The organism is Streptomyces aurantiacus (assembly GCF_001418335.1).
Taxonomy (GTDB): Bacteria; Actinomycetota; Actinomycetes; order Streptomycetales; family Streptomycetaceae; genus Streptomyces; species Streptomyces aurantiacus.
In genome coordinates, this window is record NZ_LIPP01000083.1 from 1 (window position 1) to 21,562 (window position 21,562).

The 21,562-nt window shown below is 70.0% G+C and carries 15 protein-coding genes and 1 pseudogene; 8 read left to right on the forward strand and 8 right to left on the reverse strand.

The features are described 5' to 3' along the window. Positions 1–886 (forward strand): annotated as a pseudogene (locus tag AOK01_RS12245) (pyridine nucleotide-disulfide oxidoreductase); the annotation flags it as partial. Further along, entirely contained in the window at positions 879–2,354 is a 1,476-nt protein-coding gene (locus AOK01_RS12250; protein ID WP_055511005.1) for a class I adenylate-forming enzyme family protein, read from the forward strand. The pseudogene AOK01_RS12245 and the gene AOK01_RS12250, both read left to right, overlap by 8 nt. A 464-nt stretch (positions 2,355–2,818) precedes the next feature. Here the strand turns inward: AOK01_RS12250 and AOK01_RS12255 are convergent, their stop codons facing one another. Further along, entirely contained in the window at positions 2,819–3,607 is a 789-nt protein-coding gene (locus tag AOK01_RS12255) for an SDR family NAD(P)-dependent oxidoreductase (RefSeq protein WP_079103363.1), read from the reverse strand. A 341-nt stretch (positions 3,608–3,948) separates the two neighbouring features. Here AOK01_RS12255 and AOK01_RS12260 point away from each other — a divergent pair, with 341 nt between their 5' ends. Together AOK01_RS12260 and AOK01_RS12265 are read left to right on the forward strand one after the other, a co-directional pair. Beyond that, positions 3,949–5,322: a hypothetical protein gene (locus tag AOK01_RS12260; RefSeq protein WP_055511006.1), complete on the forward strand. Its 1,374-nt coding sequence runs from the start codon at positions 3,949–3,951 to the stop codon at positions 5,320–5,322. Continuing rightward, positions 5,319–5,975 carry a carboxymuconolactone decarboxylase family protein gene (locus AOK01_RS12265; RefSeq protein WP_055511007.1) on the forward strand — a complete coding sequence of 219 codons (657 nt, stop codon included), beginning with the start codon at positions 5,319–5,321 and terminating at the stop codon, positions 5,973–5,975. The genes AOK01_RS12260 and AOK01_RS12265 overlap by 4 nt, the downstream gene beginning before the upstream one ends. A gap of 246 nt (positions 5,976–6,221) precedes the next feature. Here the strand turns inward: AOK01_RS12265 and AOK01_RS12270 are convergent, their stop codons facing one another. Both AOK01_RS12270 and AOK01_RS12275 read right to left on the reverse strand, forming a co-directional pair. Further along, a complete protein-coding gene (locus tag AOK01_RS12270) occupies positions 6,222–6,860 on the reverse strand; it encodes a hemerythrin domain-containing protein (protein ID WP_055511008.1) in 639 nt (212 codons plus the stop codon). Positions 6,861–7,231: 371 nt separating this feature from the next. Further along, positions 7,232–8,005: an MBL fold metallo-hydrolase gene (locus AOK01_RS12275; protein WP_213862088.1), complete on the reverse strand. Its 774-nt coding sequence runs from the start codon at positions 8,003–8,005 to the stop codon at positions 7,232–7,234. Between the two features lie 485 nt (positions 8,006–8,490). Here AOK01_RS12275 and AOK01_RS12280 point away from each other — a divergent pair, with 485 nt between their 5' ends. The 3 genes from AOK01_RS12280 to AOK01_RS12290 all read left to right on the forward strand — a co-directional run bounded on the left by AOK01_RS12280 (position 8,491) and on the right by AOK01_RS12290 (position 12,161). Then, positions 8,491–9,333: an NmrA family NAD(P)-binding protein gene (locus tag AOK01_RS12280; RefSeq protein WP_055511010.1), complete on the forward strand. Its 843-nt coding sequence runs from the start codon at positions 8,491–8,493 to the stop codon at positions 9,331–9,333. A 122-nt stretch (positions 9,334–9,455) separates the two neighbouring features. After that, complete coding sequence (locus tag AOK01_RS12285; RefSeq protein WP_055511011.1) at positions 9,456–10,379, forward strand: LysR family transcriptional regulator; 924 nt, start codon at positions 9,456–9,458, stop codon at positions 10,377–10,379. Positions 10,380–10,583: 204 nt separating this feature from the next. Further along, positions 10,584–12,161: a protein kinase domain-containing protein gene (locus tag AOK01_RS12290; RefSeq protein ID WP_055511012.1), complete on the forward strand. Its 1,578-nt coding sequence runs from the start codon at positions 10,584–10,586 to the stop codon at positions 12,159–12,161. A gap of 63 nt (positions 12,162–12,224) precedes the next feature. Here the strand turns inward: AOK01_RS12290 and AOK01_RS12295 are convergent, their stop codons facing one another. Beyond that, positions 12,225–12,857 carry a TetR/AcrR family transcriptional regulator gene (locus AOK01_RS12295; protein ID WP_055511013.1) on the reverse strand — a complete coding sequence of 211 codons (633 nt, stop codon included), beginning with the start codon at positions 12,855–12,857 and terminating at the stop codon, positions 12,225–12,227. Positions 12,858–13,146: 289 nt separating this feature from the next. Between AOK01_RS12295 and AOK01_RS12300 the strand changes: the two genes are divergently transcribed. After that, positions 13,147–16,539 carry a glycosylhydrolase-like jelly roll fold domain-containing protein gene (locus AOK01_RS12300; protein WP_213862089.1) on the forward strand — a complete coding sequence of 1,131 codons (3,393 nt, stop codon included), beginning with the start codon at positions 13,147–13,149 and terminating at the stop codon, positions 16,537–16,539. A gap of 3 nt (positions 16,540–16,542) precedes the next feature. Here the strand turns inward: AOK01_RS12300 and AOK01_RS12305 are convergent, their stop codons facing one another. The 4 genes from AOK01_RS12305 to AOK01_RS12320 all read right to left on the reverse strand — a co-directional run bounded on the left by AOK01_RS12305 (position 16,543) and on the right by AOK01_RS12320 (position 21,386). Beyond that, positions 16,543–17,622, reverse strand: coding sequence for an enoyl-CoA hydratase/isomerase family protein (locus AOK01_RS12305; RefSeq protein ID WP_055511014.1), 1,080 nt, complete (start codon positions 17,620–17,622; stop codon positions 16,543–16,545). A gap of 203 nt (positions 17,623–17,825) precedes the next feature. After that, complete coding sequence (locus AOK01_RS12310) at positions 17,826–18,518, reverse strand: response regulator (protein ID WP_055511015.1); 693 nt, start codon at positions 18,516–18,518, stop codon at positions 17,826–17,828. Then, the gene (locus AOK01_RS12315; RefSeq protein WP_245702219.1) at positions 18,515–19,771 is read right to left on the reverse strand and encodes a sensor histidine kinase; all 1,257 of its coding nucleotides are present in this window, start codon (positions 19,769–19,771) and stop codon (positions 18,515–18,517) included. Before AOK01_RS12315 ends, AOK01_RS12310 begins: the two co-directional genes overlap by 4 nt. 217 nt (positions 19,772–19,988) lie before the next feature. Continuing rightward, positions 19,989–21,386, reverse strand: a complete 1,398-nt coding sequence (locus AOK01_RS12320; protein ID WP_213862090.1) for an LCP family protein — start codon at positions 21,384–21,386, stop codon at positions 19,989–19,991. Positions 21,387–21,562 lie beyond the last annotated feature (176 nt).

A 21,562-nucleotide genomic window follows, 5' to 3' on the forward strand; every position in this document is an offset into this window, starting at 1 on the left:
CGTGGGGCATCTGCGCGCGGTGAACAACAACTTCCTGGACAGCTACCAGCTCAAGTCGCAGAACGCCGTCCTGGACGGCACCGTGGAGAGCGTCGAGAAGAACGCCGACGGCGGGTTCCGTGTCGTGTTCCGCTACGCCCGGACCACGGAACGGCTCCGCGAACTGCACTACGACCGGATCATCCTGTGCGCCGGCTTCCGCTTCGACGCCGACGTCTTCGATGAGACCTGCCGTCCCACCCTCGTCATCGACGGCCGGTTCCCCGAGCAGACTTCCGCCTACGAGTCGGTGAACGTACCGGACCTCTACATCGCCGGCACGCTGACCCAGCAGCGTGACTTCAAGAAGGGCACCAGCGGCTTCATCCACGGGTTCCGCTACGGGGTGCGTGCCCTGCACCGCATCACCGGCGCCCGCTACCACGACGTGCCCTGGCCCGCCAGGCCGCTCCCCGCGGCACCGGAGGTGATCGCCGACGCCGTCGTCGCCCGCGTCAACCGGTCCTCCGCCCTGTGGCAGCAGTTCGGGGTCCTCGGCGACGTGGTCGCCGTGGACGGGGACCAGGCCCTGTACCAGGAGGAGGTCCCGCTGACGTACGCCGTCGACGGCGGCCTCGGCCCCGCCGCGCACCGCTTCGTCGTCGACCTGGAGTACGGGCCCGACCACGAGGGCATCGACCCGTTCGACGCCACCGTCCCGCGCGTGACCGAGAACGATGCCGAACACGCGATGGACTCCAGCTATCTCCACCCCGTCGTACGCCACTACCGCGACGGTGTCCTCACCGGCACACATCACCTGGCGGAGAACCTGGAGAACGAGTGGGACATCCCGGCGGTCCATCAGCAGCCGCTCGCCGCGTTCGTGAAGACGTGCCTTGTCTGAGCAGTTCCCCGGCGGCGTACTCGACCTCCTCGACGCGGCGGGCGGCCGCCCGGTGTTCGAGCACGCCGGCCGAACGGTCTCGGGAGCCGAACTCCTCGCGACAGTACGGCGTGTGACCCACGGGCTGCGCACGTACGGCGTCGGCCCCGGCGAGGGTGTCGCCCTGTTGCTGGGCGTCAGCCCTGAGGCGTTCGCCGCCGTCGTCGCGGCGCATGTCGTCGGCGCCCGCGTCGTCGGGGTGCGGCCGGGCCTGACCGAGCGCCAGCAGCGGCACCTTCTCGCGGACACCGCCTTCGAGGTCACCGACCGGACCGCGGGCCGGGGCGGTGACCGGTCCGGGAGGGTCCTCGTACTGGACGATCTCCTGTCGGCGGTGGCGGACGACGGCGTCCGGCCGGAGGTCTCGGCACGGCCGCAGGACGTCGCCCGGCTCATCCACACCAGCGGAAGCACCGGCGTCCCCAAGGCCTGTGTCCAGACCTACGCGGCGATGACCGCCGCCTGGACCCTCCGGCCGGCCGCCTGGCCGCCCGCCGTCCGCGAACTGGCCGCACGCCTGGACCGGTTCCTGGTCTTCGGCACCCTGGCGAGCCAGGTGATGATGGAGTACGGGCTCCTCACCCTCGCCGCCGGCGGCACCCTGGTCACCGCCGAGCGGCCGGACTTCCCCGACAGCATCGCGCGGTACCGGGCGACCGCGAGCGTCATCACCGTGGCCCGGCTGACGAAACTCGTGGCGAACCAGCGGGAGTCGCCCCAGGACCTCGGCAGTCTGCGCGCGCTGATGGTGTCCGGATCCCCGCTGGAGCCGGGACGGCTGCGCGAGGCCGCCGAGGTGCTCGGCCCGGTCGTCTTCCATGGGTACGGCCAGACCGAGACCGGCATGATCTCCATGGCCACCCCGCAGGACGTGCCGGGCTCCCTGGGCGTGCCGCCCGTCGACCTGGAGGTCCGGGACGCCTCCGGCCGTCCCGTCCCGCCCGGCACCGACGGCGAACTCTTCGTACGGACCCCGGCGCAGAGTGCCGGCTACTGGCGGGAACCCGCCCTCACCGCCGAGGTGTACGTCGACGGCTGGGTGCGCACCCGCGACCTCGGCCGTCTCGACACCGAGGGCCGGCTGTGGCTCACGGGACGCACCCGCGACGTCATCATCGTCAATGCCAACCTCTACTACGCCGGCCCCGTCGAGCGGCTGCTCGCCACCCACCACTCGGTGGCCGAGGCGTACGTCGTCGCCGTCCCCGACGACGACACCGGCGAAGCCGTGCACGCCTTCGTGGTGCCCGCCCCCGGACACGTCCCGGACCTGGGCGAACTGCGCGCGCTGGTGACGGCGAACCTGGAGGAGGCGAACACGCCGACCCGGCTGACCCTCATCCAGGAGGTACCGCTCACGCCCGCGGGAAAGCCCGACAAACAGCGGCTGGTGCCGGACGACGGTGTTACGGGCACGGCTGGACCGTGATGAGGGCGAGCAACACGAGCCCCCGGCCGCCGGCCCCCGTCTCCCTGCGCCGCATGACGCCGCCGCGCCGACAGCGAGCCGGCCCCCGGCGGCCTGACGGTCAGACAGGAGACCGGCCCGGCGCCCTGCTCCCACTGGCAGAGGACTCTCTCGACAGTTGTCGGGACCGGGGACGGTACTCCACCGGCTGATTCGGGCCGCCCGCGCCGGGCGAATGCGCACGCGGCCGGCAGCCCCACTCGTGTGACTGAGGCTGCCGGGCGGGCCTCCGGCCGGCACCTCTTACGACCCCGGTCCGTGTTCGGAACAGCGCTATCCAAGGCGCCTCACCACGCTGATCTCTCGTTGATCCAACTGGATCGTCCTGTACCGCGACGACTACGGATCACGGCAGCAGGTCGGCCATGCATGATGCGCCGACACACAGCAGCGTGAGAGTGCCCAATGCTCCTCGCTGTACTGGATCATCCGAGGGCGGGCTGGCCACCCATGGCGCTGAGGGTGGCGCCGTTGACGTAACTGGCGTCGGCGGAGGCCATGAAGGCGATGGCTCCTGCGATTTCCTCGGGGTCGGCGAGGCGCTGGAGGGCGACGGCTTGTCCGGCGGATTCGAAGGCGTCGCCGTATGCGGCGGTGCCTTCGGTGCGGGTGGGGCCTGCGGCGACGGCGTTGACGCGGACTCCGGCGGGTCCGTATTCGGCGGCCCAGAGGCGGGTGAGGGATTCCAGGGCGGCCTTGGTGGCTCCGTAGATGCCGCTGCCGAGACCTGGTGTGTTGGCGGCGCCGCTGCTGACGTTGACGATGGCGCCGTGTCCGCGCTCGGTCATGCCGGGGGCGAGTGCCTGGACGAGAAGGTAGGGGGCGCGCAGGTTGATGGCGATGTGGGCGTCGAAGGTATCGGGGGTGGTGTCGGCAGTGCGTGCGAAGTGGAAGATGCCCGCGTTGTTGACCAGGATGTCGACGCGTCCCGCCTGCCGTTCGGTCTCCTGGAAGTAGGCCTGGACGGCGTCCGGTTCGGTCACGTCGAGCAGGTGGGTGTGTGCGGTGCCCCCTTCCTCGCGTATCCGCTCCGCGGTGACGTCCAGTGCGTCCTTGTCCCGGTCGGTCAGATACACGGTGGCGCCTTCGCGGGCGAAGATCACGGCGGTGGCACGGCCGTTGCCCCAGCCGGGGCCGACGCTGCCGGCGCCGCTGATGACGGCAACCCGCCCGGCCAGGCGGCCGGGCCGTGCGGAGGGCACGTCCTGGGTCACGGGTTCTCCCTTGGTACGGGCCCGGTCCGGGCGTGAGGTGAAACGCCGGCCCGGGCATGGGTCGAATGACGCGCAGTCGGGTCCCGTCCGGAGGCGAACGCCGTGTGCGGCGCGGGACGCCGTACGTCGGGCGGGAGAGCGTCGGATGCTGTGCCCCGGAAAGACACCGCCGGAGCCCTCGACTGTCGACAGTCTCACTTAGTGTCGACAGAAAGTAAACAAGAGGGCCGATAAACGCAGCCCGCTCCCCTTGATCGACGCATTAGTGTCGACAGGTGGTGATGGGTGATGCTTGAATGGCGCGCAGCCAGACCCGTTCCCGTACGTTTCCGGAGGGATTCATGGACAAACCGGCCGTCTTCACCGACGAAGAGATCGCCCGCTTCCGCGCGGAGCTGGCCGGCAAACGCTCGCCGGGCGCGTACGAACCGGGCCGCTGGTCGGTGAGCCCGCTCACCCGCCGCCCCGACGTCCGCGGGCCGATGCCCGGGGCGGTGCGGCTGCGCGACGCCACGCTGCGATCGGTGGAGACCCTGCCCGGTGTCGTCGCCTCCACCGAGGCGAAGGAGGCCTACCTGCGCCGGCTCGTCGGCGCGGGTGTCCGCGAGGTAGTCACGGCCGGCATCGCCGGGCGCGACGACAAGGCGTTGCGCGCCGAGGTCGAGGTCATCAAGGGCGAGAACCCGGACTGCCGGGCCGTGCTGCCCCTGCTGCGCAGCACCGCGGACATCGACCGCGCCGCCGACGCGGGCTACGACGCCGTACAGGTCTGGGTCCAGGGCCTCGGCGAGGCGTCCCTCATCTACAACCCGGCCGTCTACCAGCAGGCCTGGCGGGGCGAGGACTGGCGCGGCCCCGCCACACCCCGCGGGCGCGACGACGTCCTCGCCCGCGCGCTGCCCCTGATCCGGCACGCCCGCTCACGCGGACTGGACGCCGTCGTCCCGATGCTGATGGTCTCCTACCTCACGGACGAGATCCTGGCGGAGTCGGTCACCGCGCTGACGGACGCGGGCGCCACCGAGCTGACGCTGTTCGACGGGCCCGGCGCCATGAGCCCCGAGGCGTACGCCCATCTGGTCGCCCGCACCAAGGAACTCGCCCCCGGTGTCGAGGTCGGGCTGCACCCGCACAACACGTTCGGCCTTGCGGTCGCCTGCGCCGTCGGCGCCGTCCGGGCCGGCGCCGACGTCGTCGAGCTGTCGGTCAACGGCTACTGCGGCGGCCCCGGCAACGCCGACCTGGCCGCCACCGCGCTGGCCTTCGAGTCGCTGTACGGGGTAGGGACCGGCATCAGGACCGAGCGGCTCACCGAACTGGCCCGCGCGGGCGAGAAGCTGACGGGGTATCACCTGGCCTGGAATCACCCGGTGACCGGTACGAGCGCCTTCTCCTGGGGCGGGATGGACCTCATCACCCAGGAGACCGCGATCGATCCCCTGCTGCACAACTGCCTGGAGCCGGCTCTCGTCGGCAACGTACGCAAGGTGCCCTTCACCCCCGACAGCGGCCCGTACACGCTCGCCGACAAGCTGGCCGCACTGGGTGTCGACACCACGGTCGCCCAGGTCGACGAGATTCTGCGCAGGGCCCGCGAGATCATGGCGGGCGAGGCCCGGCTGCTCTCCGACGCGGACCTGGCGGCGCTCGCGGGCGAGGTGGCGGACGAGCCGCCGGCGTGCGCCGAGGCCGACGGGGGCGGGACGGAGCGATGACGACGTCCCCGGTCCCACCCGGCCGACTGCCCCTCCTGCACCCCGATCTGCTCTCCGCGGACCAGCGACTGCTGTACGGGGAGATCACCGGCGGCCCGCGCGCCGACGGCCCCCAGCTGTTCGCCCTGACCGACACCGAGGGACACCTCAACGGCCCGTTCAACGCGATGCTGTTCAGCCCGCGGCTGGGCCGCGGCCTCCAGGGCCTGGGCGCGGCGATCCGCTACCGCACGGACCTGTCACCCCGGGTGCGGGAGACCGCGATCCTCGTCGTGGCCGCCGTCCGGGACAGCGACTTCGAGCGGTACGCGCACGAGCCGCTGGGCAGGGCCGCCGGACTCACCGAGGACGACGTGCGCGCGCTGCGCGAAGGGTCCGACCCCGGTTTCACCGACCCGTTCGAACGCGCCGCGTGGTCGGCCGCCCGCGTCCTCGCCGCGCCCTCGGACCCGCTCGACGACGACTGGTACGCGGCTGCCCGCGCGGCCCTGGGCGAGACCGCTCTCTTCGAACTCTCCACGCTCGTCGGCTACTACGCCACGCTCGCCCTTCAACTGCGCCTGTTCCGCGTGCCGGTGCCCGACACACCCGGTCACCCGGCCCTGACCACGAAGGAGGTCGCGGCCCGTACCGGAGCGCCGGTGCGGGACTGAACCGTGCGCCGTCGGGTGGGCCCGTACGAGTTCACCCCGCTGCCGGCCGGCGGCGTCGGCCACCGCGATGGTCCTTGTAGCCGACATCAGGAAACTCCAGTGGATCGTCCACGCTCGGGCCGTGTCACCAACTCAACCAGTCGTCGACCGGGCAGCACATGCTCCGCTGATGCGCGTGCATACGCATCCGTACACAGCCGGTCCGGGCGCGGCGCGGCACCCTGGGCGCGTCGCCCATGACCTGTCTCACCGTTGGTCGTTCGCCTGGAGGCTGTTGAGGGTGGCTCTGGCCCGCTCGCGCATGGCCGGAATCAACTGCAGGGCGGATTGCGGAAGGTTCGCCGTGATCACCGCGAGCTCGGCGGGCGTCCCCGCCTGCTCGAAGAAGCCGAGGCCGAGGTGGGCGCCCACGGACGGGGCCGAGGCGATCACCGAGCGGGAGAACTCCGTCCAGGCCGCGTCGGACACATGCGCCGCCAGCGCGGGGAACAGCAGCGTTTCCCCGTGCTCAAGGTGCGTGTCCACCAGGTCGCGTACCACCGTTGCCGCCATGACCAGCTCTGTCCGGTCCTCACCGCCCCGCAGGGCGACGGCGTCGAGCGTGTCCAACGCCGCCTCCAGGTCGTCGTGTTCGGCGCTGAGTTCGATGAGCCCGGTTCCGCCCGCGGGAGCAGCGGTGATCAACTGCGGCCAGAGCATGTTCTCTTCGCTCTCGTGGTAGTGCAGCAGTCCCGCCACCAGGAAGTCCCGCAGTTCTGCCAGTGCCGCCGACGGGACGGTGTCGCGCTGCGCGGCGTCGGCGAGCAGGGATGTCGCAACCCGGTGCACCCTGTGCAGCAGGCGCGCCTCGGAGATGGCCAGGGACTCAGGTGGGTCGATGCTCATAGCAGAGTCCATCCACTTAATCAAGGGTCCATGGGTCATGGAAGGTGAATGTTTGGGCCCCTGTCATATCATGCGGTTCTTAGAGGGCAGGTGGCTCCGCCCCGGCGTCATCACGGCTGAAAAGGTCGGTCACATGGCTGGCTCAACCGGCGCTCAACCGGCGTTCGACCAGGAGGCGCCTCGTCGAGCGGGCGACGTTCCGGCGGCAGGCGTTCCGCCCGAGCCGTCGACGGGAACGACCCGCGATCAATGCCCGGACAAAAACGGAATCCCCGGTCGGATTTTCGGTCCCGCAAAAGCCTGGGGGCTTTCCAGGACCGAAAATCCGAGCAGGGATGATCAATGGCTGGGCGCGTCGAGACTGGCGCCGATCAGTTGGAAAGCCGCGGAATCCCTTCGTACGCGGTGACGTCATGGGCAGGCACGATGTGCATGACGTCTGCGAGCGCAATCATGCGAAGCAGGTCGTCCCGCACCAGTCCGGGATCGGTGTCGGCGAGTTTGCGCATCAGGAGTGGCCGCTCGGCACGACGGCGGATGCCATCGATTTGCCACGTCAGGTCGCCGACAAAGGCGTATCGCCTGCCGGTCGGCAGCGCGACGAAGACGATCACGGAGCCAGTTGTGTGGCCTCTGGCCGGGACGACGACGACCGAGCCGTCGCCATACAAATCGAAGCTCGACGAGAAGCCGAGATAGGCCGGTCCGTCGAATTCGTATTGCTGAATCCTGTGCCCTGCCGAGACAGCGCGGAACACTTTACCGCCGCGATGTTCGTTCGCGTATCGCAGTTCACCTTCATTGATCCAGACGGGGACCTGAAGGCCGTCGAGACCGCTGACGTGATCCCAGTGGGAATGCGTCAGCAGCACACCGCGCAGCCCGCCACGGTCGTATCCGTGGGCATCAAGTTGCTCGCTCGCAGTGCCGTTCACCTGGTACGGAGCGCGCTCCATCCGCGGCAGGGACTGAATGTGCGCCGCGACGTGAGAGCCAAAGCCCGCATCGATCAACAGATCACCCTTCGGGTGACGCAGCAGAGTTGCCGTCGCGGCGAAACGGCGCTTCTCGCGGAACGAACCACCCTTGAAAGCGAACGCCGCCCTGGTCTCGTAGGTTCCGGTAGGCAATTGATACAGGGACATCTCAGGTGGCGGCGCGGCCTCAGGGAGAGGCCCGGTCCAAGGAGAAGGTATTGGCAGGGGTGACATCTATGGATAGTCCGACATCGTCGACCCGAGTGTCCAATACCTGTCCGGTCGGCGCGATACCTCTGGGGTATCGGACCGACCGGACAATCGCCCGGTGTTACGGTCCTGCGCCCGGCCCCGACACTACGCATTCCACAGAGGCGCGGCATCAGGGTCATTCGTGGACCAATCTGTCCGCACCGGCAGGCGTGGGGGCCCTCCCCGATGCCGTACGGAAGGGCGGCACGCGGATCGAGAGCGCCCTCGGGACCTCGAAGGCATGTCGGTGGCCGTCCGTGGTCGGCAAGACCGGGGAGCCCAACCTTCGGCGGGTCCCGGCGGTGACGTTCGTCACCGCCGGGACCCGCCTCGGCATGGATGGCGCAAAGTGTCGAGCATGGTCTAAAGTTGGAGCACGCTACATGAATGGGGTTTCATCCATGATTCTCATCACCACTGCGGGCAAAGTCGGTTCGGCCGCGGCGCAGCGGCTTGTCGAACTCGGTGTCCCGGTCCGGGTGTTGGCTCGCAACCGCGAGAAGGCGGTCGCGCTCGCCCAAGCGGGAGTCGACGTCTTCCACGGCGACCTGGACGACTCCCAGAGCGTCGAGGAGGCGTTCCGGGGCGTCTCCGGCGTCGTCCTCGTCACCGCTCCGGTCGTCTCCCAGGAACTGCGGGTGATCGACAACGCCAAGCGGGCCGATGTGGGACACATCGTCAAAATCACCACCAAGGCCACGGCGAACTCCTCGATCGCCCGCCGCCGCAACCACGTCGCGATCGAGGACGCCCTGATCTCCTCGGGGCTCCCCCACACGTTCCTGCGCAACAACGCCTACATGCAGAACTTCCTGATGGCGGCGCCGGCGATCGCCGAGACAAGCAGCTTCCGCACGGCGGCGGGCGACGGGCGCGTGGGGTACGTCGACGCGCGCGATGTCGCCGCCGTCGCCGCCGAAGTCGCCGCGGCCCCAGCCGGCCACGTCGGGAAGACCTACTGGCCGACCGGTCCCGAGGCGCTCTCCGCCGACGAAGTGGCCGGAGTCCTCACGAAGGTGACCGGCCGGAAGGTCACATTCCAGCCGATCACCTACGAGGAGCAGAAGCAGGCGATGATCAGCGTCGGAGTTCCGGAACACATCGCCGAGGACAACGCCAGAGCGGTCGCCCTGATGGCCGAAGGCGACTGCGACTTCGTCACGGACGACGTGGCGGAGCTCCTCGGCCGTCCGGCCACCTCGTTCGAGCAGTTCGCCACCGGCTACGCCAAGGTGTTCGCCTGACGGCCGAGGGTGGCCTGTGCGGACGGTCACCACTGATGTCCACCACGGATGTCCACCGGGGCTCCCGATTCACAGCAGCGCAATCTTGGATAGGTAGCCCTTTCACAAGTGATAATCCGGGGATGGACTATGTCGATCTGAACCTCATCGAGGCGTTGGACGCGCTGCTCGCCGAGAACAGCGTGACAAAGGCCGCGGCGCGCCTGCACACCTCGCCACCGGCGATGAGCCGCGCCCTGGCCCGCTTGCGCCGCACCTTCGACGACCCGCTTCTGGTACGTGCCGGACGCGACCTCGTGCCCACGCCCCGTGCCCTGGAACTGCGCGGTGAGGTGCACGCGGTCGCCCTCCGGGCGCGAGCACTGCTGGCACCGTCGAACACCGCCGATCCGCGCACCGCGGTCCGCATGTTCAACCTTCAGGTCAACGACATGCTGTCCACCACCTTCATCCCGCCCCTCATCGACGATCTACGGGTCCAGGCGCCCGGCATCTCACTGCGGTTGCGGCCGGAGAACCTTGAGGACACCCCGGCCCTGCGCGAAGGACTGGTGGACCTGGAGATCGGGATCGTGCGCCTCGGTGATCCGGAGATCCGCTCGGAAACACTTCTCACGGAGACGCTGATCGGCGTCGTACGGCCGGAGCACCCGCTCGCGAGGACGAAGACGGTCACGCCGCGGCGGTTCGCCGCGACCGACCACATCGTCGTGTCGCGACGCGGCCGGGCCCACGGCCCGATCGACGAGCAACTCGCCGAACTGGGCCTGAGCCGGCGCGTGGTCGCCGTGGTCCCCGGCGTCGCGACCGCGCTGTTCCTGGCCCGCGAAACCGACGTCGTCAGCGTTGCCCCGGCCGGCCTTGGACGGCCGATGCTCAACACACTCGGGCTCCACACGTTCCCGATCCCCCTGACGCTGCCGTCCCTGACGATCGGCATGGCATGGCACCCACGCAACCACCACGACCGCACGCATCAGTTGCTGCGCGAACGCACCCGCCACATCATGACCACCGCTGTCGACAGCGCCGAGCAAGGAGTGTAGAGAGCAGGCGGAACGCCAATACCCCCTGCTCACCCTGGCGTTACCAGCCTGCCGCACTCACCGGACCACGGTGACAGCGTGTCAGGTACCCTACGGACTCACCGCCTGCGGTGGCACCGGAACCGACACCCGCCGCAGAGAGTCCTGGACACCAGCCCGGTCGCTACGGGCGCCTGTGTCTCGACTGCCAGAAGGACGTACTAGGTGTACCCGCTGCAAGAGTCCGACCCGACGAACATAGGCCGCTACCGGATAATCGGCCGGCTCGGTTCCGGGGGCATGGGCAGCGTCTACCTCGGCCGGACCCCGGGAGGACGACCCGCCGCGGTGAAAGTCGTCAACGCCCATCTCCAGGGCGACCCGGCGGCGTTGCATCGCTTCCGTCGCGAGGTGGAGACCCTGGGAACCATCCGCAACGCGTTCACGGCGGCACTCATCGACGCCGAGGTGAACACACCGCCGTTCTGGATGGCGACCGAGTACGTGCCCGGACCGACGCTGGCCGACGCCGTCGAGATGTCGGGGCCCTTCCCGGTCGACCTCGGCCGCGCCGTGCTGGCCGCTCTGGCGGAAGGGCTGGCCGACGTGCACGTACACGGTGTGCTGCACCGCGACATCAAGCCGCAGAACGTCATTCTCTCGGCCACGGGGCCCCAGCTCATCGACTTCGGGATAGCCCGTAGCGAGGCGATGTCGAACATCACGCAGGTCGGCACCGCCATCGGCACTCCTGGGTTCATGGCCCCGGAGAGCATCACCGGAGGCGAGGCCGGGCCCGCCTCCGACGTGTTCGCGCTCGGCGTCACCATGGCGTACTGCCTCACCGGCCGTGCGCCGTACGGTCAGGGTTCGTTGGCGACGGTCTCCTACCGCACCGTCCACGAAGAGATGGACCTGGACGGAATTCCCGCCGAGATGGCCGAGCTGATCACCGCTTGCGCGCACAAGGACCCCGCGCGGCGACCCGAGCCGCAGCGCATCGTAGAGTTCTGCGAAACCGAGACCGACATCGTGCGGCACCCCGCCTACCAGCGCATCATCGCCATGGCGCCTTCCGTGGACACGGCGACCGCTCCTCCTGCCGTGTCACCCACGCCCACGGCGCCGGACATGGCTCCGCGGCCCGGCGTCGCCCTGCTTGAGGCCCCGGCCACCGTGGCGGCTGTTCCGACACGGCTCATGCCTCTGCCGGCGCAGACGGAACCAGTCGTCACGCCGGTACGCGGCACGGGATCGGCGTGGTTCCGCCGCACCCCGTTCATCGTCATCGGCGTGGTCTCCGCTGTCGGAGTCGCGGCAGCGGCGGTGGTCGCGGTGGTCGCCCTGCAAGGCTCCGGTTCGACCACCTCGGCCAAGGATCCGCGGGCGAGCGCGAGCCGCGACGGCTCCCACCGGGGCGCGGACGATGCGTCGGCGGGCAAGAAGCCGACGACCCCTGAGCCCCTGCCGCAGTCGTTGACCGTCCACGCCCGGCGGACCCTGGAGGCCAGCGAATTCCTCCAGGCCGCGCACGTGAAACTCGTCATGCAGAAGGACGGCAACCTGGTCTCCTACGACGAGAACGGCCGATCCCTCTGGTCGTCCCGCACCGTCGGGGAGAACTACAAGGCCGTCTTCCAGGAGGACAACAACCTGGTCGTCTACACCGCCGACAACACACCGGTGTGGGCCACCAACACAGGTTCCGCCGAAGGCGGAGCCGTACTCGAACTCCGCGCCGACGGCGACATCGCCATCACGAAGGACGGCCAGGAACTCTTCCGGACCAGCAGGACCGGCTGACCGAGCCCCACGGCCGTCCGTCGAACCCGATGACCGTCGAACCCGAAGACCTGGCAGGCCCCGTCACCGCTCCTTCGGACGCGGGGCGCTGAACCAGTGATCGAGCTCGTCGACGACGTTGCCGATGACCGGATACAGCTCGTCGGCGATCTGCTCCTGGGGTTCTCCGTCGACCGTACGTCGGCCGGTGTCACTGATGATGATCTGGAACACGCAGGCGACCGCGATCCCCTGCAGCCGCGCGACCTCCGCTGAAACCGGCGAGGTCGCGCCGATGACCTCGGCCAGGGCCTCTGCCTGGCGGGCCGTCAGCTCCAGGGCCAGCCGGTGGACGGTCGGGCTGATGGCCGCCAGGTAGCCGAGTTCGCCGCGCCACTGCGTCGCGGGGATGTCACGGATCCCGGCGACCGCACCGAGTACGAACTCACGGACCGCGGCGGCCGGAGTGGTCCCGGGCGCGCGGTCGCGGATCAGCTCGCACAGCCGGTCCTTGATCTGTTCGTCGCGATCGGTGACCAACTGCTCCTTGTTGCCGAAGTAGTTGTACACGGTCTGCTCGGCGACCTCGGCCTCGCGGGCCACGTCGCTGACGGCGACCTGCTCGTACCCCCGCTCGGCGAACAGCCGGGCGGCGGTGTCGGCGATGTGCCTCCGTGTACGCGCCTTCTTGCGCTCACGTAGTCCGGTGGTTTCCATTCCAGTCATCATAACGCCGACCACAATCTTGTACTGAACCCCAAACAAACACTCCACCGCGCCCCGCCGTCGGCCCCCGGCCCGACCGACCTGACCGGTCCGGCCGACCCACTTCGACAGCCGGTCCTGAGCGGGTAGTTGCTGCCGTCACAACCGTTGACCGCAGCAACAGCCACCCCTTAGGGTGATATGAAACGTTTCAATACCTCACTTTCGATACATCGCTTGGCGTCTCACGTGCCGTGAGCTGTTTTCCCGTGCCCCGGTCCTCTCGTCCTGTGGAGCAACGTTGAACGACACAAGAGCCGTTGAGATCGTGACCACCCAGGACGGCCCCGGGCCCTCCCGGCGCACCGTGCTCGCCCTGACCGGTGCCGCCGCACTGGCCATGGCCGCCCCGTCGGCAGCAGCCGAGCAGGCGGCGGCCGCCGGTCCGGACGCGTCCGGCCATGAGGCCCGGGTGGACCGCTTCGCCCACCCTCGTCCCGACAGCAGCCCCACGATCCTGTGGTTCTGGAACGGTACGGTCACCGCCGACCTCGTCCGCGACCAACTCTCCGACATGCGGGACAAAGGCATCCACGAGGTGCTCGTCTTCCCCTTCGAGACCGAGGAACTGAAGCCCCGCTTCTTCAGCGAGGCATGGTTCTCTCTCATCGAGGTCACCTTCCGTGAGGCCCAACGCCACGGCATGCACCTGTGGTTGTTCAACGACGACTACTTCCCGAGTGGCCGTGCGGGCGGACTCGTCGTCGCGGGTGGCCAGGTGGGAGACCGGGTCCTGCCCCCGCGACCCGAATACGGGCTGAAGGGCGTCGGCCTCGTGCAGTGGGACGTGCCCGGCGGCTCCTCGGTCCGGCTGGCCGCCCAGGCCCTCTCGGTCATCGACGGCCATCTGCTGGCCGACGCACAAGTGCGCGACGGGGTGACCCTGTTGCGCGACGGTTCCCACTGGCGTGACTACGACGTGCACGCGGTCGTACGCATCGAGCAGGCCACCGCCGGGCTCATGGTGCGCAGCCCCGACGAGGCCAACGGGCTGCTGATGGACCTGCGCGCGGACGGGGCCGTGGACGTGTGGCGCCAGCGAGAGGGCCGGTTCGACCTCGTGCGCCAGGGCACGCCCGTCGGCGGGTTCGACCCTGCGGACTTCCACCGTTTGGACGTGGTGCTGCGGGGTTCGCGCGTACAGATCTCCCTGGACGGGACGGACCTCCCGCCCCTGGAGGACAACGCTGTGATCGCCGGCCGCGTCGGGGTGCGGGCCACCGCGACCCAGCGTTCCGCCTGGGACGCCCTGTCCGTCCGTGACGCCGACGGCGTCGAGCTGTACAGCCAGTCGTTCGACGGCCCGGACGCGCTGGACACCTTCCTCCTGCCCGAGCCGGCTCCGCTGGTCGGCGCGGCGGCCTGGCCGAAGGGCGCGACGTCCACGGACGCCCTGATCGACCTCACCGACGAGGCCCGCGCCTCGGGCACCTGGACGGCCCCCGGCGGGCAGTGGCACGTCGCGCTCTTCCCCCTGCGGGAGCTCGCCCAGAACGCGGACCCCACCCGCAACTACCTGAACCTGCTCGACGACGAGGCCGTCGACCTGTTCCTGGACACCGTCCCCGGCGAATACGTCCGCCGGTTCCCCTGGGCCGTCGGGACCGTACTGCGCGGCTTCGCCGACGACGAGCCGTTCCTCGCCTCGGCCGACTCACGGCCGTTGAACGCCCTTCCCTGGTCGACGACGCTGGAACAGGAACTGGACCGGCTCGGAGCCAGACCCGGCCCGGCGCTGGCCGCCGCCCTGACCGGCCTCGGAACGGACGGCGAACCGCTGCGCGGCACGTACTGGCGCGCGGTGTCGAACCGTTACGCCGCCGCCTACTACCGCCGCCAAGGAGCCTGGATGGCGAAAAGGGGGCTGCGTTTCATCTCCAATCCCCTGTGGGACGAGTACGGCCCGGCGGAGCAGATCCGCAGTTCCGGGAACCTCAACACGAGCAACCAGTGGGCACAGATCCCCGGAACCGACCTGATCGCCGACCACTATCGGCGCGGCTACCACCGGACCCTGTCCCGCTGGCCCGCCAGTACGGCGCACCAACTCGGCAAGGAACGCGTCTACCTCGAAGCGATGGGGGCCACCGGCTGGTCGGTCACACCGGCTCTGACCCGCGAGGTCGTCGGCGCGTTCGCGGTACGCGGCGTCAACCACACCCTGCTGCACGCCAGTTTCAGCAACGACAAGCAGATCGTGTACCCGCCGCCGTTCCAGCCGGTGAACCCCTGGTGGGACCATTCGGGGCCGCTCAACGACTGGATCGGCCGCCTGATGGAGGCATGCCGGGCACCGGCGCGCCCCCACACCGCCCTCCTGCAACCCCAACGAGCGGCCGAGACCTACCAGGACACCTCCCGGGCGGAGCAACTCGACAAGGACTTCACCGCCGCCGCCCACGCGTTGGAGGACTCCCAGATCGACTTCGACTTCCTCGACGAAGGCGCGCTCGACGACGATCCGGCACTCCGGGCCACCGCCAGGCCCGACGGGACACACCTGGTCGTCGGCCACCAGAAGTACCGCGCCGTGGTACTCCCCCGGACTCCCCTGCTGGCCCTGGGCACCGCCAAGACGCTGCGCCGCTTCGCACGTGGCGGCGGCACGGTGGTGGTCGTCGGAGACCTGCCCGCCCGGGAGTCCGGCGGCGACCACGCCGGCCTGCGCCGCGCTCTGGACGGGCTGTTCACCGAGCGGTCGGCCCACCGAGTCCCTGATGCGACGGCCGCGGCCACGGCAGTGGTGTCCGCCGGCTGCGCCGCCGCGACCGTGTCCCCGCACACCGACGACGTACGAGTGATGCGACTCGACTACCGTCCTGACACGGCCTTCGTCGTGACCAACGAACATGACGCGGCCGTGCGGACCACCCTGACGTTCCCGGTGGCCGGCACCCCGGAGATATGGGACCCGGGCACCGGGACCGTGACGCCCGCAGGGGTGTGGCGCCCGGCCCCGTTCCCCGGCCGGCGCGCGGACGGCACAGCCGTGGAGGTACGGATCGAGGCCAGGGCGACGCTGCTGGTCGTGGTGCGGGCGACCGGCCGGCAACCCCTCCACGCCACCTCGTCCTCAGCTCCCGTACAGCAGATCCGTACGGCGCCGCACGGCGCGCTCGCCGTCGTCGTGGTGGACGAGCCGGGCACGGTCACGGTGGCCGCGACCGACGGACGACGCACCTTCGAGGGAAGCACCGAGGTGACCGACCCGCTCACCTCCGTCCCGCTGGACGGCGACTGGACCTTCCGCTTCGACCGCGAAGGAGCCGAGTCCCGCTCCCTGCCGCTGGGCTCCTGGACCGAGCAGGACGCAAGACACTCCGGGACGGCCGACTACGAGAAGACCTTCCAGCTGGACGCGAAGGCCCTGGCCGGCCGCCGCTGGACGCTGGACCTCGGAGACGTACGCGACGTCGCCCGCGTCTCGGTCAACGGCAAGGCACTCGACTCCCTGTTGTGGACCCCGTACCGGACCGACATCACCGACGCACTGCGCCCGGGACTCAACACCTTGCACGTCCGGGTGACCAACACCGGAGCCAATGCGCGCGGCGAGACACTCGCGTCAGGGCTGATCGGCCCGGTGACCCTGCGCCCGACGCGGACGACGGAGGTACCACTGCGGCGGAAGTGACCCTCACCGGGCGGCCCGGCCCATGTCTGTTCGGGCGAGACCGAGTTCACGCTCGCCCAGCGGCTCGAAGAAGCGCTCCACGTCGGCGTCGGTGACCTCGGCAAGGGTGGCCGGCGACCAGCGCGGAGTGCGGTCCTTGTCGATGACCTGGGCGCGGATGCCCTCGACCAGGTCGGGTGTGACCAGGGCCGCGCAGGACACGCGGTACTCCTGCTCAAGGACCCGTTCCAGCGAGCCGAGCCGCCGGGCGCGGCGCACGGCGGCCAGTGTGACCTTGAGCGCGGTGGGCGACCTGGTGAGCAGCGTTTCCGCGGTCTCCTTCGCGGCCGGGTCGCCCTGGGCGAGCAGCCGCTGGACGATCTCCTCGACCGTGCCGGCGGCGAAGCAGGAGTCGATCCACTCCCGCTGCCCGGCCAACTCCCCTTCCGGCACGGGCCGCACATGGCGCTCCAGCGCTTCCCGTACGGGCAGTTCGCCGAGGTCGTCGACGAGATCCGGGAGTGCGGCGGACGGTACGTAGTGGTCGGCGAGCCCGCACAGCAGGGCGTCCCCGGCCCCGACCGCCGCACCCGTCAGGGCGAGGTGGGTGCCCAGTTCGCCCGGCGCCAGGGCGAGCAGGTGGGTGCCGCCGACGTCCGGCACGAAACCGATGCCGGTCTTGGGCATGGCGATCCTCGACCGTTCGGTGACGACCCGGACGCTGCCGTGCGCGGAGATGCCGACGCCGCCGCCCATGACGATGCCGTCCATGACGGCGACGTACGGCTTGGAGTAGCGGGCGATACGGGCGTTGAGGTGGTACTCGTCGCGCCAGAACGCGGCCGAGGCGGTGCCGTCCCCGTCGCGGGCGTCGTCGTGAACGGCGCGGATGTCGCCGCCCGCGCACAGGCCGCGCTCCCCGGCGCCGGTGACGACGACGGTCTCGACGGCCGGTTCGCGCTCCCACGCGGTCAGTGCTTCGTCGATGCGGCGCACCATGGCGTGGTTGAGGGCGTTGATGGCTCTCGGACGGTTGAGGGTGATGTGGGCGGCCCGGCCGGCGGTGTGCAGCAGGACCTGGTCCTCGTCCTCACTGCCGGTCATCCGAACGCCTCCGTCAGGTCGCCGGCCGTGTTGACACGCATGAGTTTCGTCGGCTCCTTACAGGATCTGGTGGACACGACACAGGTCATGGACGATCTTCTCAATGCCGTGTCCGCCGAGCCGACCGGGGTCACAACACCCGTGCGGGGTCGTGACACCGTGCGGCCGGAGCCCGGTCAGGCCGCCGCAGCCGTCGGCCCGTCTCAGTCGTGGACGCCGACCAGGCCCACCCGGTGGGCCAACACGACGGCCTGGACGCGGTCGCGCAGATCGAGCTTGGTCAGGATGCGCGACACGTAGGTCTTGACCGTCTCGCGGCTGATGACCATCCGGTCCGCGATCTCCGTGTTCGACAGTCCTTCGGCGATGAGTTTGAGCACCTCCGTCTCGCGGGGTGCCAGGACGGACAGTGCCTCGGTCGCGGCATGGCGGCGGGTGTGCCGGATCCGGTCGGCGAACCTGCCGACGAGCTGCCGGGTGACGGCGGGTGCCAGCAGGGACTCTCCCGCGTCGACCGTCCGGACGCCGTTCACCAGGTCGCGCGGCGGCGAGTCCTTGAGCAGGAAGCCGCTCGCGCCGGCCCGCAGTGCCTCGTACACGTACTCGTCGAGATTGAAGGTGGTGACCACCAGGACCTTCATCGGTCCGACGACGTCGGGGCCCGCGAGCAACCGGGTCGCCTCGATGCCGTCCAGCAGCGGCATGCGGATGTCCATCACCACGACGTCCGGGCGCAGCCGTCTCGCGAGGTCCACCGCCGTGCGGCCGTCTCCGGCCTCTCCCACGACGTCGATGTCCGGCTGCGCGGTGAAGATGGTGACGTAACCGGCCCGTACGAGTTCCTGGTCGTCGCAGACCAGGACGCGGATCGGCGCTTCGGAGCCGGGCCCGGTCATCCCTGCCCCCCGTGCCCCTCGCGCGCCCTGTCCGCCCCTTTTGCCCCGGCGGGTATGCGGGCGCGGACGCTGAAGCCGCCGTCCGGCATGTGGTCGGCCGACAGTTCACCGCCGAACACGCTCACCCGCTCGCGCAGCCCGATCAGGCCGTATCCGCTGCCCCGGCCCAACGGCCTGATCCGGGGACCGTTCGGGGTGGCGGGTGCCCCCTCGGTGGTCACCTCGACCTCCAGTTCGTGGCGGCCGTAGTGGACCTGGACGAGCGTGCGGTGGCCCGGTGCGTGCTTGAGCGCGTTGGTCAGCGACTCCTGCACCACGCGGTACGCGGCCAGTTCGACCGCCGAGGCCATCGGCACCCGTTCTCCTCGTTCCGCCAGTTCCACGGGCTGTCCTGCCGTCCGGGTCTGTTCGACCAGATCACTCAGCCTGCCCGGCTCCGGTGTCCGGTCCGCCGCGGACGTCGCGGCTCGCGGCCTGTCGGCCGCCGTGTCGTCGGGCGTACCGCCGGACGCCTTCAGTACGCCCAGCAGGTGCTGCAGGTCGGTCAGCGCGTGCCGCCCGGAGTCGCTGATGGCGCCGAGTCCGGTCTCCACCCGCTCGGGCGCGTCGGCGAGCAGGAACTGGGCGGCGTCCGCCTGGACCACCATGGCGGTGACATGGTGCGTCACCACGTCGTGCAACTCCCTTGCGATACGGGCCCGTTCGCGTGCGGTCGCCGCCTCCACGCTGAGCCGGCGCCGTTCCGCCTCCCCGTCCTGCCGGGCCCGTACGACCCTGCCCACGGCCCAACACCCCACCAGGATCAGGTAGATGAGCACGAAGTCGGGCACCTTCTGGGGCGAGCCCCTGCCGTGCAGCCCGAGCGCGAACAGCACGTACGACGCTGTCGCGGCGGCGATCCACAGAGCGCGGCGCGTGCCGTCGGTGCTTCTTCCGTGGGCTCCCACGCTGTAGAGCGCGACGTACAGGCCCAAGCTCGCGCCTGTCTGCGGATAGCCGACCAGCTCACGCACCGCGAAGGCGCCCGCCACCAGCGTGAGGCACACACCGGACCACCGCCGCCGCACCACCAGTGGCAGCCACAGCGCGGCCGTCACCAGCATTCCCGGCAGGCCGGAAGGACGCTCCGCGAGATCGCCGAACTGCGCGCTGATCGGAGTCGTCACCGGCGCGAACACCACTGGGGCGAGCAGAACGGTGAACACCGCGTCCCGCCCCACCACGCCCAGCGCGTCCCAGCGCGCCGTCAGCACGGGCGCGTTCTTCCTCAGCAATGACCCCGCCGATCCGAGCACAGGCAGAGCCTATCCCCCTGCCGCCCCACGGCCGATCCGGCTACGGCAGGCCTGCCACGGCGTCGCGCCGCCCAGGACGAATCGCACGACGGGACCGCTCGGGGCGCCGGTCAGGCCGCCCGGGGCATCACCAGGACCGAGGCCCGCCGGATGAGGAACTGCCGTCCCGGCCGAGTCACAGGATGTCGTCGGGGTCGAGGTCGGTTCCCACCACGAGGGTCACAAGACCCGCGACGGCGTCCGCCTCCCGCGTGGCCCGTGCCTCGGGCAGCCGCGACGCGAGCACCTTCGCCGGCTCGTCCATCTCCTGCGGGTAGGTGGCCGTGGTGGTGCGGGTCGTTTCCGGGGCGTTGCCCGTACTGACGACGGTGAATCCGACCGCACTCAGTTTCGTGGCGACGGCGGCGGCACGCCCCGGGACACCGGTGCCGTTGAGGACCTGGACGCGCACGCTCGACGCGTAGACCAAGTCCTTGGCGTCGGCCTCCAGTTCCTTCTTGTCGACCTCCTTGTCCTTGGCCAGGGAGGTGAACAGGTCCTCGGCCTGCGGGTACTGCCACACGACGTTGGCCTTGTCGGTGGCGACATCGGCCTCGCGCGGATAGTTGGGCACGGTGAGGAACGTCAGCTTCTTGCTCGGGATGCCCTTCACCTCGGAGGCGAGGCCGTACAGCGGCTTGATGCCGGCCAGGTCCTCGTCCGTGGTCAGGGACTTCGTGGCCGACTGCAGGAAGCCGTACAGCGCGTTCGGGCTGGTCAGCTTGGACTGCGCCTTGGCGGCCAGCGCCTCCATGAACTCCTGTTGCCGGCCGATGCGTCCGAGGTCGGAGCCGTCGCCGACGCTGTAGCGGGCGCGTACGTAGCCGAGGGCCTTCTCGTCCTTGACGGTCTGGCAGCCGGCTTCCAGATTCAGGTGGGCCTTCTCGTCACGGATGGCCTGCTCGGGGCAGACCTCGATGCCGCCCAGGGCGTTGACCATGCCTTTGAAGCCCTGGAAGTCGACGGACATGAAGTGGTCGATGCGCAGTCCGGTGTTGGCCTCGACCGTCTTGATGGTGCAGGCCGCGGCTCCGGCGACCTTGCCTCCGGTGCCGCCGATCGCGAACGCCTCATTGATCTTGGCGTGGTGCGCCGGGGCGGAGGTGGCACTGTCTCCCTTGGCGCACTCGGATATCCGCACCCATGAGTCGCGTGGGAAGGACACCACGGTCGCCCATTTCCGGTCCGCCGGGATGTGCAGCACCATCAGGGTGTCCGACTGCATGGTGGTCAGGCCCCGGCCGTACTTCGCGTTCGCCCCGTCACGGCTGTCCGAGCCGACGACGAGGATGTTCTTCGATCCGGGGCTGAGGTTGGCGGGACGGTCCCCGCCGAGTTTGTTGTCGATGTCGGCGGCGCTGATGTTGCCGTCCAGGTCCTGGTATATCCAGACGCCGACCCCGGCCGTCCCGAGGACGAGCACCGTGAAACCCGCCGCTGTCCACGCGAGGATCCGGCCCCGCCGGGTCAGTCTCGCCGGCTGCCTCCGCCCGCTTCCGGCCGGAGTCCGCCGCCGTTGTCGCCTATCGCTCACCGGCGCCCCTTTCTCCCCCTCGGCCGCGCGCGGCCGGTCCGTGACGCATGAGCGTTCGGTGCGCTTATGTACCGAACGGCGGAACTCTACAGTTACGTAGAGATACGGACGGGAGGTGGGTGTGTCTCACCGACCCCGGCCCGTCCTCGGCCCGTCCCCAGCCCTGTCTCTTATAC